At 71.0% G+C, this 20,337-nt stretch carries 16 protein-coding genes; 5 read left to right on the top strand and 11 right to left on the bottom strand.

Annotation, left to right across the window (positions count from 1 at the left end; all coding sequences use genetic code 11):
- Positions 1 to 161: 161 nt before the first annotated feature.
- Positions 162 to 1,130 carry a family 16 glycosylhydrolase gene (locus ACQKQD_RS00005; RefSeq protein ID WP_427507151.1) on the top strand — a complete coding sequence of 323 codons (969 nt, stop codon included), beginning with the start codon at positions 162 to 164 and terminating at the stop codon, positions 1,128 to 1,130.
- A 179-nt stretch (positions 1,131 to 1,309) separates the two neighbouring features.
- Here the strand turns inward: ACQKQD_RS00005 and ACQKQD_RS00010 are convergent, their stop codons facing one another.
- From ACQKQD_RS00010 to ACQKQD_RS00040, 7 genes are all read right to left on the bottom strand, one after another.
- Positions 1,310 to 2,257, bottom strand: a complete 948-nt coding sequence (locus tag ACQKQD_RS00010) for a hypothetical protein (protein ID WP_427507152.1) — start codon at positions 2,255 to 2,257, stop codon at positions 1,310 to 1,312.
- A gap of 211 nt (positions 2,258 to 2,468) precedes the next feature.
- Positions 2,469 to 5,657 (bottom strand): efflux RND transporter permease subunit, encoded by a 3,189-nt coding sequence (locus ACQKQD_RS00015; RefSeq protein WP_427507153.1) that lies wholly within the window; start codon positions 5,655 to 5,657, stop codon positions 2,469 to 2,471.
- Between the two features lie 131 nt (positions 5,658 to 5,788).
- Positions 5,789 to 6,961 carry an efflux RND transporter periplasmic adaptor subunit gene (locus ACQKQD_RS00020; protein WP_427507458.1) on the bottom strand — a complete coding sequence of 391 codons (1,173 nt, stop codon included), beginning with the start codon at positions 6,959 to 6,961 and terminating at the stop codon, positions 5,789 to 5,791.
- Between the two features lie 65 nt (positions 6,962 to 7,026).
- Positions 7,027 to 7,305: a hypothetical protein gene (locus ACQKQD_RS00025; protein ID WP_244534873.1), complete on the bottom strand. Its 279-nt coding sequence runs from the start codon at positions 7,303 to 7,305 to the stop codon at positions 7,027 to 7,029.
- A 567-nt stretch (positions 7,306 to 7,872) separates the two neighbouring features.
- A complete protein-coding gene (locus tag ACQKQD_RS00030) occupies positions 7,873 to 8,148 on the bottom strand; it encodes a CsbD family protein (protein ID WP_427507154.1) in 276 nt (91 codons plus the stop codon).
- Between the two features lie 175 nt (positions 8,149 to 8,323).
- On the bottom strand, positions 8,324 to 8,830 hold the full coding sequence (locus tag ACQKQD_RS00035) for a hypothetical protein (protein WP_427507155.1): 507 nt from the start codon (positions 8,828 to 8,830) through the stop codon (positions 8,324 to 8,326).
- Positions 8,831 to 8,837: 7 nt separating this feature from the next.
- A complete protein-coding gene (locus ACQKQD_RS00040) occupies positions 8,838 to 10,958 on the bottom strand; it encodes a M48 family metalloprotease (protein ID WP_427507156.1) in 2,121 nt (706 codons plus the stop codon).
- Positions 10,959 to 11,416: 458 nt separating this feature from the next.
- Here ACQKQD_RS00040 and ACQKQD_RS00045 point away from each other — a divergent pair, with 458 nt between their 5' ends.
- Complete coding sequence (locus tag ACQKQD_RS00045; protein WP_091977941.1) at positions 11,417 to 12,511, top strand: DUF4272 domain-containing protein; 1,095 nt, start codon at positions 11,417 to 11,419, stop codon at positions 12,509 to 12,511.
- Between the two features lie 12 nt (positions 12,512 to 12,523).
- Here ACQKQD_RS00045 and ACQKQD_RS00050 read toward each other — a convergent pair whose 3' ends face one another.
- Positions 12,524 to 13,912, bottom strand: a complete 1,389-nt coding sequence (locus ACQKQD_RS00050) for an FAD-binding oxidoreductase (RefSeq protein WP_056529842.1) — start codon at positions 13,910 to 13,912, stop codon at positions 12,524 to 12,526.
- A gap of 87 nt (positions 13,913 to 13,999) precedes the next feature.
- Positions 14,000 to 14,482, bottom strand: coding sequence for a nucleoside deaminase (locus ACQKQD_RS00055; RefSeq protein ID WP_056529845.1), 483 nt, complete (start codon positions 14,480 to 14,482; stop codon positions 14,000 to 14,002).
- Between the two features lie 1,138 nt (positions 14,483 to 15,620).
- Between ACQKQD_RS00055 and ACQKQD_RS00060 the strand changes: the two genes are divergently transcribed.
- Positions 15,621 to 16,577 carry an antibiotic biosynthesis monooxygenase gene (locus ACQKQD_RS00060; RefSeq protein ID WP_427507157.1) on the top strand — a complete coding sequence of 319 codons (957 nt, stop codon included), beginning with the start codon at positions 15,621 to 15,623 and terminating at the stop codon, positions 16,575 to 16,577.
- A 77-nt stretch (positions 16,578 to 16,654) separates the two neighbouring features.
- The gene (locus tag ACQKQD_RS00065) at positions 16,655 to 17,779 is read left to right on the top strand and encodes a hypothetical protein (protein WP_427507158.1); all 1,125 of its coding nucleotides are present in this window, start codon (positions 16,655 to 16,657) and stop codon (positions 17,777 to 17,779) included.
- Between the two features lie 64 nt (positions 17,780 to 17,843).
- Here the strand turns inward: ACQKQD_RS00065 and ACQKQD_RS00070 are convergent, their stop codons facing one another.
- On the bottom strand, positions 17,844 to 18,209 hold the full coding sequence (locus ACQKQD_RS00070) for a response regulator (protein ID WP_427507159.1): 366 nt from the start codon (positions 18,207 to 18,209) through the stop codon (positions 17,844 to 17,846).
- A gap of 33 nt (positions 18,210 to 18,242) precedes the next feature.
- Complete coding sequence (locus tag ACQKQD_RS00075) at positions 18,243 to 18,524, bottom strand: STAS domain-containing protein (protein ID WP_427507160.1); 282 nt, start codon at positions 18,522 to 18,524, stop codon at positions 18,243 to 18,245.
- 319 nt (positions 18,525 to 18,843) lie between these two features.
- Here ACQKQD_RS00075 and ACQKQD_RS00080 point away from each other — a divergent pair, with 319 nt between their 5' ends.
- Positions 18,844 to 20,091 (top strand): methyl-accepting chemotaxis protein, encoded by a 1,248-nt coding sequence (locus ACQKQD_RS00080; RefSeq protein WP_427507161.1) that lies wholly within the window; start codon positions 18,844 to 18,846, stop codon positions 20,089 to 20,091.
- Positions 20,092 to 20,337: the final 246 nt, after the last annotated feature.

A 20,337-nucleotide genomic window follows, 5' to 3' on the forward strand; every position in this document is an offset into this window, starting at 1 on the left:
CGCCCCAGGAATTTGCCCTGGCGGCGGCCCTGCAGGCCGCCGAATGAGATCCGGAAGCTCACCTTCCGGCCGGACCAAAATCTGGGGGACCCTCATGAGATCCGGAAGCTCACCTTCCGGCCGGACCAAAATCTGGGGGACCCTCACCCTACACGTCGGGAATGGTCAATACCTTCCACAGTTTCAGCCAGACCTACGGCTATTTCGAGATGCGGGCCGAACTGCCCGCCGGTCAGGGCTTCTGGCCGGCGTTCTGGCTGCTCCCGGCGGACGGTTCCTGGCCGCCCGAGATCGACGTGATGGAGATGCTCGGGCACGATCCCGGCACCCTCTACACCACGGTTCACAGCCTGGCGCCCGGCCAGACACCCGGCAACCACACGATGAGCCAGGGGATCTCCGCAGTCGCCGACATGAGCGGCGGCTACCACACCTACGGCGTTGACTGGCAACCGGACACGCTGACCTTCTACTTCGACGGACAGGAGATCTATCGTACGCCGACGCCGGCCGGTCTGGACAAGCCCATGTACATGATCGCGAATCTCGCCGTCGGCGGCTCTTGGCCGGGCGACGCCGACGCGTCGACGCCATTTCCCGCGCAGATGAATATTGACTACATGCGGGCTTATCAGGCCAGTCCGGGCGCCGCGGCGCTTGAGCCGGTTTTTCACTTCTACGACGCCGCCTCAGGACGGCATTTCTACACGGCAAGCGCCGCAGAACGTGCGCAACTTGAGAGCGCCCCGTCGGGCTACGCCTATCAGGGCGTCGGCTGGGCCGCGCCAGTGTCGTCGTCTGCCACGGCTGACGTCTTTCGATTCACCAACCCGACGACCGGCGACCACTTCTACACGACCAGCACCGCGGAGCGCGACGGGCTTCTCTCGGACGGTTCCGGCTACAACTATGACGGTGTTGCGTTCGACGCCTACGCGAGTTCGACCGCCGCGGGATCGCAAGCGTTGACTGTCGAGCGGTTCGTCAACACCGAGAGCGGACGGCACTACTACGCTTCCTGCGCCGATGAGATCAGCTACATCGAGCAAGGTCACGCCGGAAGCGGCTGGATTGATGAGGGTCATGCCTTCACGTTGCATGCTCCGACTACGAACATGTTCGGCATGTAACGGTCTTTCCGGAAGACCTGCTCCGAGGCAGCCAGTCCCACTTCTCGTCTCGACCGGGCCGCTTCCCGCCCGTCGGCACGGGCGGTTCGGTCCCTCGACTGCTCCACCAGGGTCGCGTTCTCGGCGCCTGTCCGCCCACCCTGAGGCTCGCAGGCCGCGGTGCGGCGACAGGGCCGCGATCAGAAGCTGTACCCGACGCGCAACCGCATCTGATGGCGGTCGAAGCTCGACAGGTCGAGCGGGCCGGGCTCGCCCGTGGCCTGGCCGGCGACCTGGAAGCTCCAGGTGAACGAGGCCCAGGCCTGTGGTGACAGGGTCATGTAGGCGGTCGGTCCGAGATACACGGCCTCGCCCGCGAACCGGTCGAGCGCCAAGCCGTCGTAGGTCCGGGCATAGCGTGCCTCGCCGCCGAGGAAGAGGCCGGGTCGGACGCAGTAGGCCAGCGCCCCCGCCACCTCGATCCCCGATCCGCGCACGGGCGCGTCCATCAGGGGCAGCCGCGTCGTCGCGAGCGCGAAGCCGACATTGACGGCGGCGATCAGCTTGCCGGGGATGATCTCGCGGTCCGCCAGCAGGCCGATCTCGGTGCCGAAGCTGCGCGCCGGCACGCCCGTCCCGCCGTCGACGGTTCCGTAGCCCGGCACGATGTTGAGGGTCAGGCCGAAGGGGGCCGTCCGGCGATCCATCAGGCGCACCCGGGTCTCGAGGAAGCCGCCGTTGAAGCCGCCCGTGGTCCGGGCCGGGGTGCCCGGCGCGCCGATGTCGTAGGCGTTGAAGGTGACGCCCGGGGCCAGGCGGAAATCGTTGGTCAGCGGCACCTTCAGGGCCAGGGAACTGTCCACGGTCAGGAAGCGGGCGACGCGCCGGCCGAGTCGCCCGCTCGTCTCCCATTCCAGCTCCGCCTCCCCGGGAACGCCGAGGTCGCTCCCCTCGGTGAAGCCGAACAGATGCTCGCTGTCGAGGTCGCCCGGCGTCAGGTTCTCGGCGGCGGTGGGCAGGGACTGGGCCAGTGCCGGCCCGAGCGCTGCGGCCACCCAGAGCCCCGCGGCCAACCCGAGCGCCGCGGCGAGGCCGCACAGGACCGATCCTAGAGCCGAGAGGCGACGCGGAGCGCCGGTGTGCGTCATAGCCCTGACCCATCATTATAGCTAATGCTATATCTAATAGGGTGGGCGATGTAAGGCCGTCAACGGTCGAGCATGCCGGACGCGTGGTCTCCGGAGGTCCGGTCGCGGATCCGGCGCCGCGCGTCGGAGGGAACGGCGTCGCGCGGTGACGGCGGCGCGGGGCGTGAACCGCAGGGCGCGGAGCGGAACCGCGCCGCGTCCGCGCTCCGGCTCACGCCGGTCCGGTCTCGGGGGTTGTCCCGGCCGGGGGCGGGGACGCGACAGGCCCGGGCTGCCCCCGGCGCGCGCGGCGCTCCTCGATCCGCTGCAGGATCACGTAGAAGGACGGCACGAACAGCACCGCCAGGCAGGTCGAGGCGAGCATGCCGCTGAACACCGTGATGCCGATCGACTTGCGCGCCGCGGCCCCGGCCCCGGAGGCGGTGACGAGCGGCAGCACGCCGAGGATGAAGGCGAACGAGGTCATCAGGATCGGGCGGAAGCGCAGCCGCGCCGCCTCCACGGCGGCGGCCGCGATGTCGAGTCCGGCCTGCCGCTTCTCGCGGGCGACCTCGACGATCAGGATGGCGTTCTTGCTCGCCAGCGCGATCAGCAGGATCAGGCCGATCTGCGTGTAGAGGTTGTTGGCGACGCCGAGCAGCAGCAGCGCCCCGACCGTGCCCAGCAGCGCCAGCGGCACGCCGAGCAGGACCGCCAGCGGCAGGATCCAGCTCTCGTACTGGCCGGCCAGGACCAGGTAGACGAGGAGGATGGCCAGCGCGAACACGAGGTAGATCTGCGCGCCGACCGCCTTCTCCTGGTACGACATCGCCGTCCAGTCGTAGCCCGTGCCCGGCGGCAGCACCTTGGCGGCGATCTGCTGCATCAGGTCCAGCGCCTGCCCGGAGCTGAAGCCCGGCGCCGCCCCGCCCACGATCGTCGCCGTCGGGTAGAGGTTGTACAGGCTGATCAGGGACGGGCCCTGCACGGACTTGATCTCCACGACGGTGCCGAGCGGCACCATCACGCCGTTGCCGGCGCGCACCTTCAGGTTCTCGACGTCCTCGGGGCGGAGCCGGTAATCGGGCGCGGCCTGCACGTAGACCTGGAAGGTCCGGCCGAACTTGTTGAACTGCGTGACGTAGGACGACCCGACGTAGCTCGAGAGGGTCGAGAAGACCTGCCCGACCGTCACGCCGAGGGCCTCGGCCTTGACCCGGTCCACCGCGATCGCGATCTGCGGCACGCCGGCCCGGAACGAGGTGTTGAGCTTCCGCAGCCCGGATTGCGAGTTCCCGTCGGCGACGACCGTCCGGGCGAGGCTCTCCAGCAGGGGGTAGTCGAAGTCGCCGTTGCGCAGCTCGATCTGCATGGTGAAGCCGCTGGCGTTGCCGATGCCCTGGATCGGCGGCGGGATCAGCACGAAGGTCTCGGCGTCCTCGACGCCCGCCAGCATCGTGTTGAAGCGCTCGTAGAGGCTGCGCAGATCCTGGCCCCTCTCCTTGGCCCGGACATCCCAGTTCTTGAGAACCACGTAGGCGACGCCGGCATTGGGCAGGCTGGCGCTCGAATCGAGGACCGAGATCCCGCTGATCGAGAGCACGTTGTCGACGCCCGGCGTCGCCTTCGCCTGGACGCTGATCCGCTGCATCACCGCGTCGGTGCGCTCCTTCGAGGCCCCGTCCGGCAGCTGTGCGCCGATCAGGACGTAGCCCTGGTCCTCGGTGGGCAGGAAGGCGGTCGGCAGGCGGGTCAGCCCCCATCCGGCGAGCCCGATCAGCAGGAGCGCCACGGCGACCATGAGGCCGCTGCGCCGGACCATGGTGGCGATCAGCCGGGCGTACCAGCCCTCGAGGACCCCGTAGACGCGGTTGAAGCCGCGGTAGAACACGTTCCGCTTCTCCGGCGGCACCGGCTTGCGCAGCCACAGGGCGCACTGGGTCGGCTTCAGGGTGGCGGCATTGATCGCGCTGATCAGCGCAGTGGCGGCGATCACCAGGGCGAACTGCTTGTAGAGCTGCCCGGTCAGGCCGGGCAGGAACGCGGCCGGCACGAACACCGACATGAGCACCAGGGTGATGCCGATGATCGGGCCGAACAGCTCCTCCATCGCCTTCTCGGCCGCCGCCCGGGGCGAGAGGCCCTCGTCGATGTGGTGGGAGACCCCCTCGACGATCACGATGGCGTCGTCCACCACGATGCCGATGGCCAGCACGATCGCGAACAGCGTCGAGAGGTTCACGCTGAAGCCCATCGCCGCCATGGCGGCGAAGGCGCCGATGATCGTCACCGGCACCGTCGTCGCTGGCACCAGCATGGCGCGCCAGTCCTGGACGAAGACCAGGATGACGATCAGGACCAGGACGGCCGCCTCGAACAGCGTCATGTAGACCTCGTGGATCGAGGCCTGCACGAACTCCGTCGTGTCGAACGGGATGGCGTAGACGAGGCCCGACGGGAAGGTCTTCGCGAGCTCGGCCATCCGAGTGCGGACCGCGTTCGCCACCGTCAACGCGTTCGCCTCGGGCAGCTGGTAGATGCCGATGCCGGCGGCGGGCTGCCCGTTCAGCGTGAACGACTGGCTGTAGGTCTGCGCGCCGAGCTCGACGCGGCCGACGTCGCGCAAGCGGGTGATGCGGCCGCCGTCCTGCGCGTCCGCCTTGACGACGATGTTCTCGAAGTCCGGGGCGCTGTTGAGCCGCCCGTTGACGTTGAGCGTGTACTGGAAGTCCTGGCCGGCCGGGACCGGCGGCATCCCCACGGCGCCCGCGGTGACCTCCTGGCTCTGCTGCTGCACGATGTTGATGATGGCGTCGGGGGTGAGGCCCCGGGCCTGCACCAGGTCGGGATCCAGCCAGATCCGCATCGCGTACTGGCCGGCGCCGAAGACCGTGACGTTGCCGACGCCGGGCAGCCGGGCCAGCTCGTTCTGCACGTTGATGACGCCGTAATTCGACAGGAACAGGCTGTCGAACTTCCCGTCGCTGGCCGACAGTGTGACGAATTGCAGGACCGCGGTGGATTTCTTCTGGGTCGTGACGCCCTGGACCTGGACCGCCTGCGGCAGCGACGACATCGCGATCGCGACCCGGTTCTGCACCAGCACCTGGGCCTGATCGCCGTCCGTCCCGATCGCGAAGGTGACCGTGAGGGTGTAGGTGCCGTCGCTCGCGCTGGTCGACTGCATGTAGAGCATGCCCTCGACGCCGTTGACCTGCTGCTCGATCGGGAGCGCCACCGTGTCGACCACCGTGCGGGCGCTCGCACCCGGGTAGCGGGTGGTGACCTGGACCGTCGGCGGCACGACGTTGGGATACTGCGACACCGGCAGGTTGAAGAGCGACACCGCGCCGATCAGCACCATGACCAGGGCCAGCACGTTGGCCAGGACCGGCCGCTCGATGAAGAAGCGCGAGATCATGCCGTTGGCCCTCGGTGCCGGCGTCTCAGGGGCGGCCCGCCGCCAGGGCGGGACGCAGGGTGGCGGAGATCACTGTCCAATCGTCGGGCGTGTCGGCCTCGTCGGCAGCGCCGGGACTTCCGGACGACGGCTCACCGCGGGAGTGGTGCCGGGTCGGGCAAGGCTTCGGCCACCGCCACCTTCTGGGGCGCGACCTTCGCCCCGGGGATTGCCCGCTGGATGCCGTCCGTGACGACCCAGTCGCCGGGTGCGAGCCCGGTCTCGATCACCCGGTAGCGCCCGTCCCGGGGCCCGAGCGTCACCACCCGCTGCGAGACCGTGTCGTCGGCGCCGACCGTGAGCACGTAGCTGCCCTGCTGGTTCGTCCCGATGGCGTCGTCGCGCACCAGCAGGGCCTTGTCCTGGCGCCCGACCGGGACCCGGACCCGAATGAACAGGCCCGGGAGGAGCGCGTGGTCGCCGTTCTCGATGAGCGCCCGCGCCATCAGCGTGCCGGTGGATGGGTCAACCTGCGGCGCGAGGTAGTCGAGCTTGCCGGTATGCGGATAGCCGGTCTCGGTCTGCAGCCCGATCTCCACCGGGATCTTGGACAGGTCGCCCAGCGTCCGATGCGTCGCGAGCAGGTGCTCCTTGACCAGCAGCACCTGCTGCTCGCTGATGTTGAAATAGACGTAGAGCGGATCGATGCGCACGAGCTGCGCCAGCTTGGTCGGTCCGCTGATGCCGACGAGCGCCCCGACATCCGCGAGGTGGTTGGTGACCACGCCGTCGAACGGCGCGGAGACCTGCGTGTAGCCGAGATTGATGGCGGCGATGTCGAGGTTGGCCTGCGCCTCCATGACGGCGGCGCTGGCTTGGTCCTGCTTGGTCTTCGCGTCCTCGACGCGCGCCTGCGAGGCGAATTCCTGCCGGCCCAGCGTGGACTGGCGCTGATACTCGGACTGGGCATTCGCCAGGGCGGCCTGCTGCGCCGCCAGGGCGCCCTGCGCCTGCTTGAGCTGCGCCTCGTAGGTGTTGCGCTGGATGGAGAAGAGCGGCGTGCCCTTCTTCACGACGGCGCCGTCCTTGTAGGTGATCGCCTCTAGGAAGCCCTGGACCCGTGCCTCGAGCTCGACGGCCGCGAACGCCTTGGTGTTGCCGGTGAGTTCGAAGTAGCGCGTGACCGTGCGCACGAGCGGTTGCGCGACCGAGACGCTGGGCGGCGGCGGCGGGACGTACTGGTTCGCATCGCGGCAACCGGCGGCGAGTCCCGCGATGGCCGCCAGGGCGAGGAGACGGAGGGATCCGGGAAGCTGCAGCACGATCGGCACGGTCGACCCTCAACCTGAGAGCGTTACGGGACGGTCTTCGGTCTCGGTCCTGACGCGCACTACTGATCGTCCTCAGCCTTGGCTTCCCGGGCGAGGGTCAGGCACTCCAGCAGATCGACGTAGCTGGGCAGGCCGTCGAGCTGGGCCTCCGCCGCGCAGCGCGTCCGATCGACCGCCGGGAAGCTGGACCACTTCTTCGCCACCTCGGCACGGGCCGACCCCTCGTCCTGGAGGCAGAGCTTCTGCCGAACAGGATCGAGGGTCATCGCCGTCGTCGCCGCCCGACAGCTGCCGCGAACGTCGAAGACCGGCATCTTGTCCGAGACCGGCGTCGTCAACGCCAGCTCCAACAGCAAGGCGGGGACAGCAAACATCATGATCGGCACACCCGCGCGTCGCGTCGACCGGACGGTCCGGTCGATCCTTGTTCTGGCGGCCCCGCACGGTTGCCGTGCCCTGCAGCAATACAGGTTCGATACTCAAGACCGGCCCGATTCGGTCGCCTATCCTGTATCGATAGCATATGTCGCGGTTAAGTTGTTGCAACAAAAATCGTTATCAACCACGGCGCACTACCTAAAGCGGCGGCGTCCGGCAGAGCGGCCGTATGATTTCTGTGATGTCTGCCAAGTGAGTAAGATAGAATGAAAAATTGGAATGTTTGCTAAAATAATGAGAGCTTTCCAGCGTAATAGGTCGATTGAGCGAGTACGCAGGGCAACTGTACGATCGCTCGGGCCGCGGGCGCCGGCGCCAGCCTGGCGGTGTCCGTCGCGCCCGGCGCGGCCAGTGGCTCCGGCTCCGGGACAGGCCGAGGCGCTGACGGTGTCCGTCATGCCGGCCGGCGAGACCGTTTCGATCGGTGCGCCGGGTCCCGGCCACGGCGCGGCCGGGACCCGATCCGCCTACTTGTCGAGGGCGTTCTCGACGGCGTCCTTGGCCTTGCCGCGCTCCTGCTGGGCCTGGCCCCGGAGCTTCTGGTCGTGCCCCTCGGCCTTCAGCGCCTCGTCGTCCGTCAGGTTGCCGACGCCGCGCTTGGCGCCGCCGACCGCCTCGTTGGCGAGGCCCTTGAGCCGGTCGACCGCGCCCGCCGTCGTCGGCGTGTCGTCGGCCAGCGCCGGGCCTGCGAGGGCGAGGCCGAGGAGGGCGCCACGAAGCGCCGTCTTGCGGGTGCTGCTCATCCGGTTCTCCCGAGAGATTCGAGGGAGCGCGGTCTGACCGACCGTCCGCGCCGGCGCAATGACGCACACGTACCGGATCGCCGGACCGGCAACCGGTACGGCACCGGTCCGCCGGTTCGGGCGTGTCCCGTGACGCGGACGGCCCTGCGCGGCCGAGATCCCGGCGCGAGGCCGGTCAGGCGGCGGACCGGAACGCCGCGCGCCCGTTGCGGAGGATCGAGATCAGCGCTCCGACGAGGCCGGCCAGGATCACCCCGTCGATCGCCAGGAGGGTGATCGCCCGGTTCCACAGCCGGTCGAGGCCGAGATCGGTGGTGACGGACTCGGGATGCGCGGGGTCGGCCATCACCCCGATCGTCCAGTCGCCCGCGTGCAGGCCGGTGAACACGTAGTTCACCCGGCGGGTCACACTGCCCGCGGGCGTCCGCAGCGAGAGCGTCGCGTCGCAGATGTGGAACACGAGCTTGGTGCTGCACTTGCCGTCGCTCACGCGGGCGTTCGGGACGGGCCGGGCGGCCTCGCGGACCTGCCAGTCCGAGATCAGCACGGGCGCCGTGTAGATGGCGCTGGCTGCCAGGAGGCCGCCGAACAGCACGAAGCCGAACAGCACGCCCAGGATGACGGTCCAGCTCGCGCGGTCGGGCGGCAGGCGCAGGGTCTCGGCGGTCTCGGGCGATCCCATATGATCCTCAAGCAGTCTGAGCTTCGGGAGAGGGGGTGTGGGCGGCGACGGTCGCGCGCGCGGCGCGCTCGGCCAGGGCGCGGCGGGCTTGGTGCGCGGCCTGGTAGCGGGCGATCAGGTCGGCGAAATCCTGCGGCTTCATCCGGCGCGGCAGTCCGACCGTGAGCGTCACGATGCGGCGCTTCGGGTCGAGCTTCACGGGGTGTCGCCCCGGGGCCCGCTCCGGCCAGTCCGCGCCCGGCGGCAGCAGCAGGCGGGTGACGATGCCGCCGCGGCTCAGCGACATGTCGAGATCGGCGACGGCCTCCCAGGGGATCACCCTGTCGAGACCGGGCGCCGTCAGCCCCGCGGGGCTCAGGATCAGGGCGATCGGCTCGCCCCGCGACAGGACGAAGGCGCCCGCCCCGCCGAAGGCGGCCGCGAGGGCCAGGGCCACGGCCGCCACGATACGGGCCTCGTACGGCGACAGGCCCGGGATCCGGAACAGGGCGAGCCCGAGCGCCGCGGCGGCGAAGAGGCCGGCGCTGGCGGCCAGCGTGAGGCCGCGGGCGCGGTGGCTGGCGCGCAGCACCCGTTCCTCGGTTCCGATCTCCGCGGCGGTCGCCTCCAGATGCGCGCGGGCGGCGGCCTCCCGCGCGCGGACCGCGCCGAGGAAGTCCCGCGTCGCGGCCCGGCACAGGCCGTCGGGGTCGGCGAAGTAGGCGGCGAGCTGGTCGCGGGCCCGGGCCGGCGGCGCGGTTCCGGCCGCGGCCAGCAGGTCCGCGTCGATCGCCAGCCCGAGGGCCGCGACGCGGTCGCGGGTCGGCGGGTGGGTGTCGGTCGGGTGGGCCTGCTCGTCCTCGAGGCGCGCCGCCGGATCCTCGAGGCCGCGCGCGATCGCGCCGTCGAACGCCGCCGCCACGAGGTCGGCGGCGGCCGTCTCCGGCGCGTCGGTCGCCGCGTCCAGGGTCTCGACGACGCGCGGGCGCGCGGCGCCGTAGCGCAGGAGCGCCCGGGCCGAGGCGTCGGGGGAGGTCACGGCGGCGCCGGCCGCGTCGGCCGCGAACTCGCGCACCCGGCTCCAGTGGCGCACGGCGAGGTGGAACTGCTCCATCACGAACAGGCCGAGGCGGATCGACGGCCCGAGCACGCCGAGCGCGCCGCGCTCGCGCTCGGCCATCGCGTCGAGGGAGCGCCCGACGCCCGCGTAGATCGGCAGGAAGCGCTGGCTGTAGGCGGTGTCCCCGCCGGCGTAGTGGGCGAGTTCGTGCCCGAGGATCGCCGCCGTCTCGTCGACGCGCAGCAGGGCGAGATAGGGCAGGGGCACGTAGAGGATCCGGCCGTCGAGCCGCGCGCCGCCGGGCTCGAGCACGGCCGGGCCGGCGCTGACGAAGAAGCCCTCGGTGAGGCCGACGACCAGGGCCTCGGGCTTCAGCGCGCCCATCCGGTCGGCGAGCGCCTCGACGAGGCGCCAGAGACCCGGCGCCTCGGCCGGCGCGATCCGCCGCCCCAGGATCGGCAGCGGCTCGGGCGCGAAGGCGACGAGGGCCCGGCGCAGGCCGATCAGGGCGCCGCACGCGGCGAGGATCGTGGCGCCGACCGCGCCGGCCGCGATCGCCAGGAGCTTCACGCCGCCGCCGCTGAGGCCGCCGTCGACGAGCAGCCCGGCCTCGAACAGGACCACCGCCACGAGGCCGGCGGTCGCCGCCACGATCTGGGCGGCGAGGGCGGGCGGAAGCAGCCGCCGCACCAGCGAGAAGCCGCGGACCAGGGCGTCGCGCGACCCGCGTCCCAGCTGCCCGAGCAGGCCGCCGACGAGCAGAACGAGCACGGAGAGCGCCGCCGCGATTCCGCCGCCCGCGACCGCGACCGCCGGCAGCCTGCGCCGCCAGTCCATCACGGCGGCGAGGGTCCCCGCGTGGTCGCGGATCTCGCGGGCCTTCACCGCGGCGTAGGGGCCGCCGTAGAGGCGGCCGTCGTGCCGGAACTGCAGGCTGAAATCGGGGCGCCCGTCCCGCGGAGACCGCGCCTCCAGATCCGCCACGACCGCGCCGAGGCGGTCGCGCTCGGCCGCGAAGGCCCGCCAGTCGTCGAGGCCGCGCTGGCCCTGCCAGAGCCCGATCAGCAGGATCGCGAGCGGCAGCAGCACGGTCGCTGCCAGGAGCCCGGCGAGGGCGCGCGGTCGCGAGCGGTCGCGCGGGGGCGCTGCTTCGGCGATGGTCGGCTCCTGGATAGCGAGACGCCGGCGCGGCAGGGCGGGCGCGGCAGGATTGCGGTCGGGTCGGCGTCCCGGTATCGAGCCGGCGCAGCGAACAGTCTCGGTCCAGGAGGCTATAGATGCGGTCGAGCTACAGCTTCCGAGCGACAAAGATTGGGCGCAACCGGATCGATAACCGATTCGACGGCCGGTTTTCTAACCGGCCGAACGGCCACGTCAACCGAATGCTGCGGTCCGGCCTCCGAGGGCTCCGGGCGCGGCGCGCCTTGCCCGGCCGGTGCGCCCGCCCCACTCTGGGCGCTTCCGCGCTCGCGCCCGGCGCGACCGGGCCCGGTTTGGATGCCAGCCTCGGAGGCGCCGCTCCGCGGGAAGACCGGAAGGGAGAGACCATGAATCTGCTGAAGCGGCTGTTCGGACGCGCCGATGCGGCACCGGCGGAGGCGGCGCCGGACGAACCGCTTCTCGTCAACGCCTACGCGACCGTGCGCGACCTGCCCGCGCTCTCCTTCGACCACGCGCTGAACGGCCGGCGGGACCTGTCCGACCCCGAATTGCAGCCGCATCTCGACGGGTTCATCGGCTACGTCATGGGACGGGGCGACGGGCAGATGACCGCCCACCGCTACCATCTCTGGCGCCACCTGCAGCGCGTCCGCAACCACGTCAGCTTCGCGGTCGCCGCGTCCGACCTGCCCCGCGTGGAAGCCTGGGCGCTCGCGGCGAACGCCGTCCTCTTCCTGCCCGACGGCTCCGTGCGGGCGCCCGACATGGCGCTCCTCCTGTCGGCCGCGGGCGAGACGGATCCGGCCGCGCGTCTGCCCTACCCGCCCGACGCCGTCGCGCGCCGCGCCCGGACCCTGGAGCGCCTGGAGGATCTGGACCCGAAGCCGCCCGCCGGCATGCCCCCCGCGCTCGGCGAGGCGGAACTCGCGCTGCGACCGCCGGCGGAGGTGCTCCGGCGGGCTCTGGCCCTGCTCTACATCGCGGCCTGGGGGCAGGCCTTCGGCGCCGGCACGACGCTGCGCGAGCCGGGGCAGAGGACGCTGAATCCGATCGGCTTCGCGGCCCTGTCGCCGGCCGAGCGCGCCCAGATCGAGGCGGCGGACCCGAAGGACGCCGCGGCGGCGTCCTGGCGCTACGAGGCCGCGAACACCCTGCTGTGGGCGCTCGGCGTGCGCGCGGCCCGGATCGCCGACAGCGACGCCACGGTCGACGTCGACGCGCTCTGGCGGGCGGTCGCGCCGCTCGCCCGGGACGCGGGCGCGGCCGACGCCGCGCGGCTGCGGCCGCCCGGCGAGATCCTGGAGGCGCTGGACCGCGCGTGGCGGGCGCACTGGGTCGTCCGGCAGGCGCGGCAGAAGGGGACAGCCCCCGCGGGGCTCAACGGCGACGTCGTGGCGGAGCGCCACGTCGCGCTGAACTGGCTGACCGGATTCCAGAACGACCGCGACACGCCCTGGGACGCGACCGACACGCCGACGTGACCGCGCCGCGGCTCAGCGCAGACCGTCGAAATAGTCGAAGAACACGCGGTCCGGATCGTGCTCGTCGCGCAGCGCGCACAGCCTCTGCCACTTCTCGGGCGTGAACGCCTGGGCGACGATCTCGGGCTGCTCGACCGTGTTGGTCTCGCCGATGTAGTAGCCGATGTTGAGCGGCTTCAGCGCGGCGATCACCGCCCGATGCCAGGCGGCGTTGGCCTGATCGTCGTCCGCCTCGTGCCACATGGTCCAGGGGCCGCCATAGACCTTCGAGGTCATGGAGCGGGCCATGTTCCGCTGCGGCCCCGGGACGTCGGGTCCGCAGAAGATCGTCGACAGGAACACCGAGGTCGCCGAAGGCGCCCGCTGCCACAGGGGCAGGATGGCCGCCATCACCGCGCCGGGGCTGTGATTGGAGAAGGTGGCCTCGACCCGGGATCGCACGCCCTCCGGGAAGAGCGCGCCGGACGCGTCGAACAGTTGCTCGAAGTCGAGGGGCGTCACCCGCGCGCTCGACAGGGGCGCGACCGGTGCGTCATCGAGCGGCGCCAGCGCGCGCCGGGCCGCCTCCGGGGTGTCCTCGAAGGCGGTGGCGGTGACCATGCAGACCCAGCCGTTCCGGTCCGCCGCCGCCTCGGCCAGCGCGGGCGGCGCCTTCACGAGGAACTGGGTCAGCTCGACGCTCGGCGCGATCGTGGGCGCCGCCTCGCCGAGCCACGTGCCGACGGCCGGCGCATCCTCGAGGCGATAGAAATACTCGCTCCCGTGAATGGCCTTCGGCAGCGCGTGGAGCTTGAGGAAATACTTCGTGACGATCCCGAAGAAGCCCGGGCCGGCGCCGCGCGCGGCCCAGAAGAAGTCCGGGTTCTCGGTCTCGCTGGCCCGGATCCGCTCGCCCTGGGCGGTGACGAGCTCGATCGCCTCGAGGCTCTCGGTGCCGTAGCCCCAGACCGTGGGGTTCCAGGCCATGCCGCCGCCGAGGAAGTAGCCGCTCGCCTTGACCTGGGGGCAGTGGCCGGTCGGGAAGGCGAGTCCGTGGGCGTTGAGCGCCTTCTGGATGTCGCGGTTGCTGACGATCGGCTGGATGACCGCCCGGCGCTGCGCGACATCGATCGCCAGGATCCTGTCGAGGCTCCCGAGGTCGATCAGGATCCCGCCGTTGCGCAGGGTCGGCTGGCACCAGTTGTGGCCTCCGCCGCGGACGACGACCTTGAGGCCGTGCGCGCGGGCGAACTTCACGGTGGCGACGATGTCGTCCTCGTCGGCGGCCCTGACGATCATCTGCGGCGCCCGGTCGGGGATCAACCTGTTCCACAGGTTCCCGTGAAGCGCCTCCCGGAACTGCGGGTCGCCCGCGTCGATGACCGGGCCCTTGCAGGCCGTCCTCAAGGTCTCAGCATTCATGACTGGGCACTGCGCGGGCGTGGAGGCCCGCTCGGGCGACGCGGCCTGAGCGGGCGGAGCAGGACGGCCGGTCTCGCGATCCGGCCCTCAGTAGGGGACGCGGTCCGCCTTCTGGGCGTACTTCTTCCAGACCTCAACGGCCTCCGCGCGCATGATCTGCTGGGTCGGGATGGAGCGCTCGCCGACATCCTTCTTGAGCTCGGCGTAGATCATGCTGTCGTCGAAGCCGCCGTATTCCAGCGCGTCCTCGACCTGCGCCGCGTAGTAGACGTTCTTGACGCCGGCCCAGTAGGCGGCCGCCATGCACATCGGGCAGGGTTCGGCGCTGGTGTAGAGCGTCGCGTTCCGGAGCTTGAAGCTGCCCTGCGCCTTGCAGGCCTTCCGGATCGCCTCGATCTCGCCGTGCCAGGTCGGGTCGTTCTCGGCGACGACGCGATTGGCACCCTCGGCGATGATCTCGCCGTCCTGGACGATCACGCAGCCGAACACGCCGCCGGCACTGTCGACCAGCGACGTCTTCTCCGACAGGGCGATCGCCCGGGCCATGAACTTTTCGTGGTTGTCAGACATTGGAACCTCTGTCGTCGCGAAACGGGTCGGTTGGTCGGGACTATGAACCGCGGAGATTTCTTAATCGAGGGGCGGTCCCGATTGTTGTGTCGAACCGCACTAGACTTCGCGCGGCGTGCTTAACAACTCCGGGTCGGCCGACCGGCATTGGCTTCGGGTTGAGCGATGTCGCCGCGCGGTCCGGCCGAGCGGTGCGGGGTGTCACGGAGCGCGACCGCCGTCGAGCCGCGCGGGCAGGATCGGCGACGGGGCCGCGCGCGGATCGGGACGTTCCGCTGAAACCGTGCGTCCTGCGAACGCATGGTCGTCAGCCAGTAACGAGCGGCTACCCGCGGCTTGGCGACAGAATAGACAGGGGCGGAAGTGCCGCGTCAACGCCGGCCCGCGATCGTCGGCAGTCGAATTGTAAATATAGGGAAATGCAATAAAACGACCGTGAAGAGATGATCGATCAGGCTCTCCGGCCCGATCCGAGCAGCACATATGGCGCGTCGCGGTCGCGGCGGCGGCTCCTGATCGGGACGGCGGCGCCCCGCCTGAGACGGACGGACAAGAAATAATCCGTCCCGTCATGGCAGGGCGCCCCGACCCTGCGCCCCGACCCTGCGCCACACCCGGCGCCACACCCGGCGACGATCGTCTCCGCCCCGTCTTTTCATTGTCGCTCCGTCCCAGCTCGGCGGGGCTCGGGCGGAGCGGGCGCCGAAAAAGTCCGGCATTCCGGGCCGCGCGCGCGGAAGATAAATATCGTGCAAGCGTTTCCGCTTAAAAGACGATCGCCGTAGAGAACGTGATGTATTTACAATTAAAATACTCGACCTCCGCGCTGAGGTCTTGACTCCGGTCGAAGATTGCCCGCTGATACAGGCATGCAGAGCAGTGCTGCCAATGGAGTGGCGGGCGCTCGATGCAAGATCAATTTTCGGTTGTTCATCCTCGTGTTCCGCGGCGCGGCAGATCCCTGCGGGTCCGCCGCCGCCTCGGTGCCGCGGTCCACGGACCGGCCGTCCGGGCCGCCGGAGGTGGCGCCTCTCGGCACCGCCCCGGACCCGCCGGGCGGTGACCGGGCGCGCCGCCGGGGGCCGCGCGAAGCCAACGCGCGAGTGCAGGCAGCCGTGCAACGGAAGCGCGTCGGTTCATGAGCGGTGCCACATCGTCCGTCAGCATCGTGACGCAGACGACCATCCGGCCGGAGAGCGCGGACGCCTTCGCCCGCTGGCAGGTCGACACCAGCGCCGTCGTCGCGGCCTTCCCGGGCTTCATCGAGCAGCAGCTGATCCCGCCGCGCCCGCCGCTGCAGGTGGACTGGGTGATCGTGCAGCGGTTCCACAGCCTGGAGCAGGCCAAGACCTGGATGGCCTCCCCCGAGCGGCAGGCCCGCATCCAGGGCGCCACGCCGATGCTCGTCGGCCGCGACGACGTCCACATCGTCAAGGACGACGCCAGCGCGGCCCGGACCTCGCCGGTCAGCGCGGTGATCAGCACCCGCGTGAAGCCCGGCATGGAGGCCGCCTACCTCCGGTGGGAGCAGAAGATCGCGGCCGCGCAGTCGCGGGCGCCCGGCATGCAGGGCTACCGGTTCGAGCCGGCCGTGCCGGGGGTGCAGGAGGACTACGTCGCGATCCTGCGCTTCGACAGCGAGGCGAACCTGCGTACCTGGATGGACTCGCCCGAGCGGCGGGCCCTGGTCGCCGAGGCGGCGCCGATGACCGCGGAATTCCACACACGGACGGTGCAGAGCGGCTTCGAGCAGTGGTTCCGCAACGTCGCGCCGCCCGGAGAGGGCGCGCCCGCGGCGTGGAAGATGAACATGATCGTCGTGCTGACCCTCTACCCGACCGTGTTCCTGTGGGGCGTCCTGGTCGGCGCGCCAATCCTGGCCGGCATGCTGAAGGTGGATTTCCCGGTCGCCCTGTTCATCGGCAACGTGTTCAGCGTGCTGCTCACCTCGCTGATGGTGCCCTGGACGGCCAAGCGGCTGGGCTGGTGGCTGACGCCGGATCCGGCGCGGCGGACCCGGGTCAACCTGCAGGGCGCCGCGCTGCTGATCGCCGCCTACGGGCTCATGATCCTCGTGTTCTGGAAGCTGTTTTGACCGGCGGCGCGCCCGGGCGGTCGCGGCCCGCGCGGCGCCGTCGTGGGCAGGGGCCGGGCGCGGGGACAGGATGCGCGATGCTCCGGTCGGTGTCCCGGGCGAGCCCGCGCCCGGCGGCCGGCCTGCTGATCCTGGCCTGCGGGGTCGGTCTGGCCGGGCCCGCCCGCGCCGAGCCGGCGCCCGCTCCGGCCACGGCCGCGGCCAGTTCCTCGGCCACGTCGGGGACGGGTGCGGCCGACGGGACGCCCGTCGCGGCCGCGGCCCGCGCGCGGCGCCAGGAGGCCGCCGTTGCCGTCGCGGCCGCCACCGTGATGGCGGCGCCGCCGCCGTCCTTCTTCAACTTCTCCGACACTGTGGTGAGCTACCGCTTCCAGGGACCCTCGGCGGAGCCCGGCCTCCGGGTCCAGCGTCCCGACGGCCAGTTCGTGGGGCGCGAGGTCCCCAAGACCGTCATCAACCTGTTCCACGCCAACGCGTGGGCCTACGGCACCAACCTGCTCTCCCTCGACATCCTCCGGTCCGGATCCCAGGATCCGGCCGGCAATCAGGTTGGCCGGTTCGAGGGCGTCGGCGCCACCGAGTTCTACCTGATCTACCGGGGCGTCCTGAGCCTCAACAAGGTCTTCGACACGCAGGCCCTGGCCATCCCCGGCTTCGTGAAGGATGTCGGCCTGTCGTTCGGGGCCGACGTCAACACCAAGGACACGACCTTCGATTCCGAGAAGCGCGCCGGGACCTTCGGGCTGAGCTTCGCCTTCGACGTGCCGGCCGGGTTCGTGAACCTGAAGGTCCAGGGCTACAAGGAGTTCTCCCGCAACGGCTTCGCCGGATACGGGCCGGTGCCGGGCTTCGACTACGCGCATTTCCGCAGCGTCGAGTTCAAGATGACGCCGGAATTCGAGATCACCTACACGATCCCGCTGCCGTTCACCGGGCTGCCGCTGTCGCTCGCCGGCTTCAACACGATCGTGCTGCCCAAGGGGCGCTACGGTCGATTCAACGAGAACGACACCCAGCTGGAATTCGTCTCCCAGACCAATCTCGTGCTCGATGTCGGGCAGCTCGTCGCCGGCACGCCCAACCGGGTCGAGGTCTTCGCCGGGTTCCAGTACTGGCACAACAAGTTCGGGGGCGACCCGCGGCGCACGCTCAACACCGAGGAGAAGGCGCTGATCGCCGGGGTGGCCTACCACCTGAAATGAGCCCGCCGGATCGGCGCGGTCGGGGACATGACGGGCCCGGTGTCGGGCCCGAAGAAGCGCGGCCTCAGGCGCGGACGAGCTTGCCCACGACGGCGAGCAGCTGCTCGGGCTTGAACGGCTTGGTGATCCAGCCGGTCGCCCCGGCCGCCTTCGCCTGCTGCTTGATCGCCTCGTCGGATTCCGTGCTCAGGAAGAGGATCGGCACGCCGGTGTAGCTCGGCAGCGTCCGCAGCTGCTTGATCATCTCCAGCCCGTTCATCACCGGCATGTTGAGATCGGTGATGACGAGGTTGACGCTCTCGCTCCTGGCCTTCGCGAGGCCTTCGGCGCCGTCGCCGGCCTCGATCACCGTGTGGCCGGCCGGGCCGAGCACCACCTTGATCATCTGCCGGATGCTGGGCGAATCGTCGACGGCGAGGACAGTGGCCATGACACGGATTCCGTTCTTGTGCCTGACGCGCGCCTAGAGGAGCGGCGCGCTGGGGTGTTCGATCGCGGCGCGCCGGAACGCGCTCTCGACCGCCGGGGGGACGTTGACCAGCGCGATCCCGGCGGCCCGACCCCGCGCCGTCCGGTCGGCCGCGAGCACGACCTGGACGAAGGTGACGTCCGCGCGCTCGACCGCCGCGCAGTCGAGGGTGAGGCCCTCCCCGCCGGCGAGCGCCCCCGACAGCGTGTCCTGCAGCGCCCGGACGGTCCGGATGGTGCAGTCGGGACCGAGCGTGAGGACGGGAGCCTCGGACATGCGGGTTCGTGACCTCGACGACGGATGTGCGGTGCGACGCGCCGCCGCGCCCGAGTCAACACCGCGGCGGGTAAATTCTTCCTGAAGGTTCGGCCAATCGCGGACGGCCGACGCGGCCGCAGACGCAGCACAGGACGGAGGTCTGCCCGGCCTCGGACAGTGTTGATTGGCTAATACTGTGATCTCTGCCGGCCGCAGCGGCCATCGGCCGGGCGATAACGCTTTCTTCAACGGCGATCCTTAGCCTCGGTCGGGTGCCGACCGTGGGATTGTTGCATGACCCGCGCGCGTCGGACGACGCCGAGAGACCCGCCCGCCGATGGCCTTCCAAGTCGCCCACGACATCCTCAGGCAGGTCCCGGACCGGTTCCGCCGGCCCAGGATGCGGCCCGAGGTGGGGTCCGAGGTGGGGCTCGATGACCGGCGCGGATCGGGCGCGGCGATCCCGGCCGCCCCGCTCCCGGAGGCGGCCGCGTCGTCCAGCGAGCCCGCGCCGCTACCCGCCGCGATCGTGGCCGAGCCGGTGCCCGCCGCGCAGGCGGCCGACCTGCTCCAGGCCTGGCTCGGCCTCTCGGCGCAGCAGCGGACGCTGCTCGACGCCCTCGTCGCCGAGCTCGGGATCGTCTCCACCGACGTGGAGGCCAACGTCCACGGCCTGTCCAACCGCTTCCAGAGCATCGCCGCCACGACCTGCGAGCAGTCGGAGATCGTCCGGGGGCTCGTCGCCTCGGTCCAGACCGTCCGGATCGACGACCGGACCCTGCAGCTCGGCGACGTCGCCGCCGGCCTCGGCGAGACGCTCACCGCCCTGATCGAGCGGATCACCCTGATGTCGTCCCGCGGGTCGACCCTCGCGCAGGGTCTGGCCGGGGTGCTCGAGGGCCTGTCGTCGGTCGAGGGGAGCGTCGCGCAGATCGAGCGGATCAACCGCCAGACCAACCTCCTCGCCCTGAACGCCAAGATCGAGGCGGCCCGGGCCGGCGCCAGCGGCGCGGCCTTCGCGGTGGTCGCCGACGAGGTACGCGGCCTCGCCACGACGATCAACGCCCTGTCGGACGTGATCAAGCAGCAGATCGGCACCATGGCGGCCGGCCTGCGCGGCAGCCATGCCCTGCTGGGCGACATCGCGGCGATCGACATGTCCGAGGAGAGCCGGACCGCCGAGACGCGCGTCCGCATGGTGATGCGGGCGCTGGTCGAGCAGAACGCGCAGGTCGCGGGCATCCTGCAGCAGACCGCCGAGACCACGCAGGCCATCACGCAGGACGTGTCGGCGGCGATCGTGGCGATGCAGTTCCAGGACCGGGCCAAGCAGCGCATCCAGAACGTCGAGGGCCTGCTGCGCTCGGCCGGCGCGGAACTCGGGCGGCTCGCCGACCACAGCGCGGACCGCGCCGCGGCCCCCGGCGCCGCGGCCGATCCGGCCTGGATCGCGGCGGCGATCGCCGGCTGCACCCTGGGGGAGGTTCGCGCGCGCCTGACGGAGCGCCTGCTCGGGGGGGCTCCGGCCTCCGAGACGCCGGCCGCCGACGCCGCCGACGATCTGGACGGCATCGACCTGTTCTGAGCGCGCCCGCCGCGCCGGCGCGCGCCGAGGGCAGCCCGTTCGGGCCCGGTCGGCGGTCGCGCCGCGGCCGGGCCTTCCCGCGCCGGACCGGCCGCGTCCGGCCCCGTTCCCGGTTCCAGTCCCGTCGCGATCCGCGCGCCGCCCGCAGGGACCTGCCGCGGCCCGCATCGGCGCGGCTGCGCGCCGGTGGACGTCGATGTTCGTCCACGCCCGTCCGCGTCCGTTCACGTCCGACCGAGTCCATCG

Origin of the sequence: Methylobacterium sp. NPDC080182, assembly GCF_050281105.1 — a bacterium.
GTDB lineage: Bacteria > Pseudomonadota > Alphaproteobacteria > Rhizobiales > Beijerinckiaceae > Methylobacterium.

Bases quoted from the DNA above. Each gene is read 5' to 3' on its own strand.
- ACQKQD_RS00065 (WP_427507158.1), top strand. From the start codon at position 16,655: ATGCTCCGGTCGGTGTCCCGGGCGAGCCCGCGCCCGGCGGCCGGCCTG.
- ACQKQD_RS00045 (WP_091977941.1), top strand. From the start codon at position 11,417: ATGAATCTGCTGAAGCGGCTGTTCGGACGCGCCGATGCGGCACCGGCG.
- ACQKQD_RS00030 (WP_427507154.1), bottom strand. From the start codon at position 8,148: ATGAGCAGCACCCGCAAGACGGCGCTTCGTGGCGCCCTCCTCGGCCTC.
- ACQKQD_RS00005 (WP_427507151.1), top strand. From the start codon at position 162: ATGGTCAATACCTTCCACAGTTTCAGCCAGACCTACGGCTATTTCGAG.
- ACQKQD_RS00080 (WP_427507161.1), top strand. From the start codon at position 18,844: ATGGCCTTCCAAGTCGCCCACGACATCCTCAGGCAGGTCCCGGACCGG.
- ACQKQD_RS00070 (WP_427507159.1), bottom strand. From the start codon at position 18,209: ATGGCCACTGTCCTCGCCGTCGACGATTCGCCCAGCATCCGGCAGATG.
- ACQKQD_RS00010 (WP_427507152.1), bottom strand. From the start codon at position 2,257: ATGACGCACACCGGCGCTCCGCGTCGCCTCTCGGCTCTAGGATCGGTC.
- ACQKQD_RS00060 (WP_427507157.1), top strand. From the start codon at position 15,621: ATGAGCGGTGCCACATCGTCCGTCAGCATCGTGACGCAGACGACCATC.
- ACQKQD_RS00050 (WP_056529842.1), bottom strand. From the start codon at position 13,912: ATGAATGCTGAGACCTTGAGGACGGCCTGCAAGGGCCCGGTCATCGAC.
- ACQKQD_RS00015 (WP_427507153.1), bottom strand. From the start codon at position 5,657: ATGATCTCGCGCTTCTTCATCGAGCGGCCGGTCCTGGCCAACGTGCTG.
- ACQKQD_RS00055 (WP_056529845.1), bottom strand. From the start codon at position 14,482: ATGTCTGACAACCACGAAAAGTTCATGGCCCGGGCGATCGCCCTGTCG.
- ACQKQD_RS00035 (WP_427507155.1), bottom strand. From the start codon at position 8,830: ATGGGATCGCCCGAGACCGCCGAGACCCTGCGCCTGCCGCCCGACCGC.
- ACQKQD_RS00075 (WP_427507160.1), bottom strand. From the start codon at position 18,524: ATGTCCGAGGCTCCCGTCCTCACGCTCGGTCCCGACTGCACCATCCGG.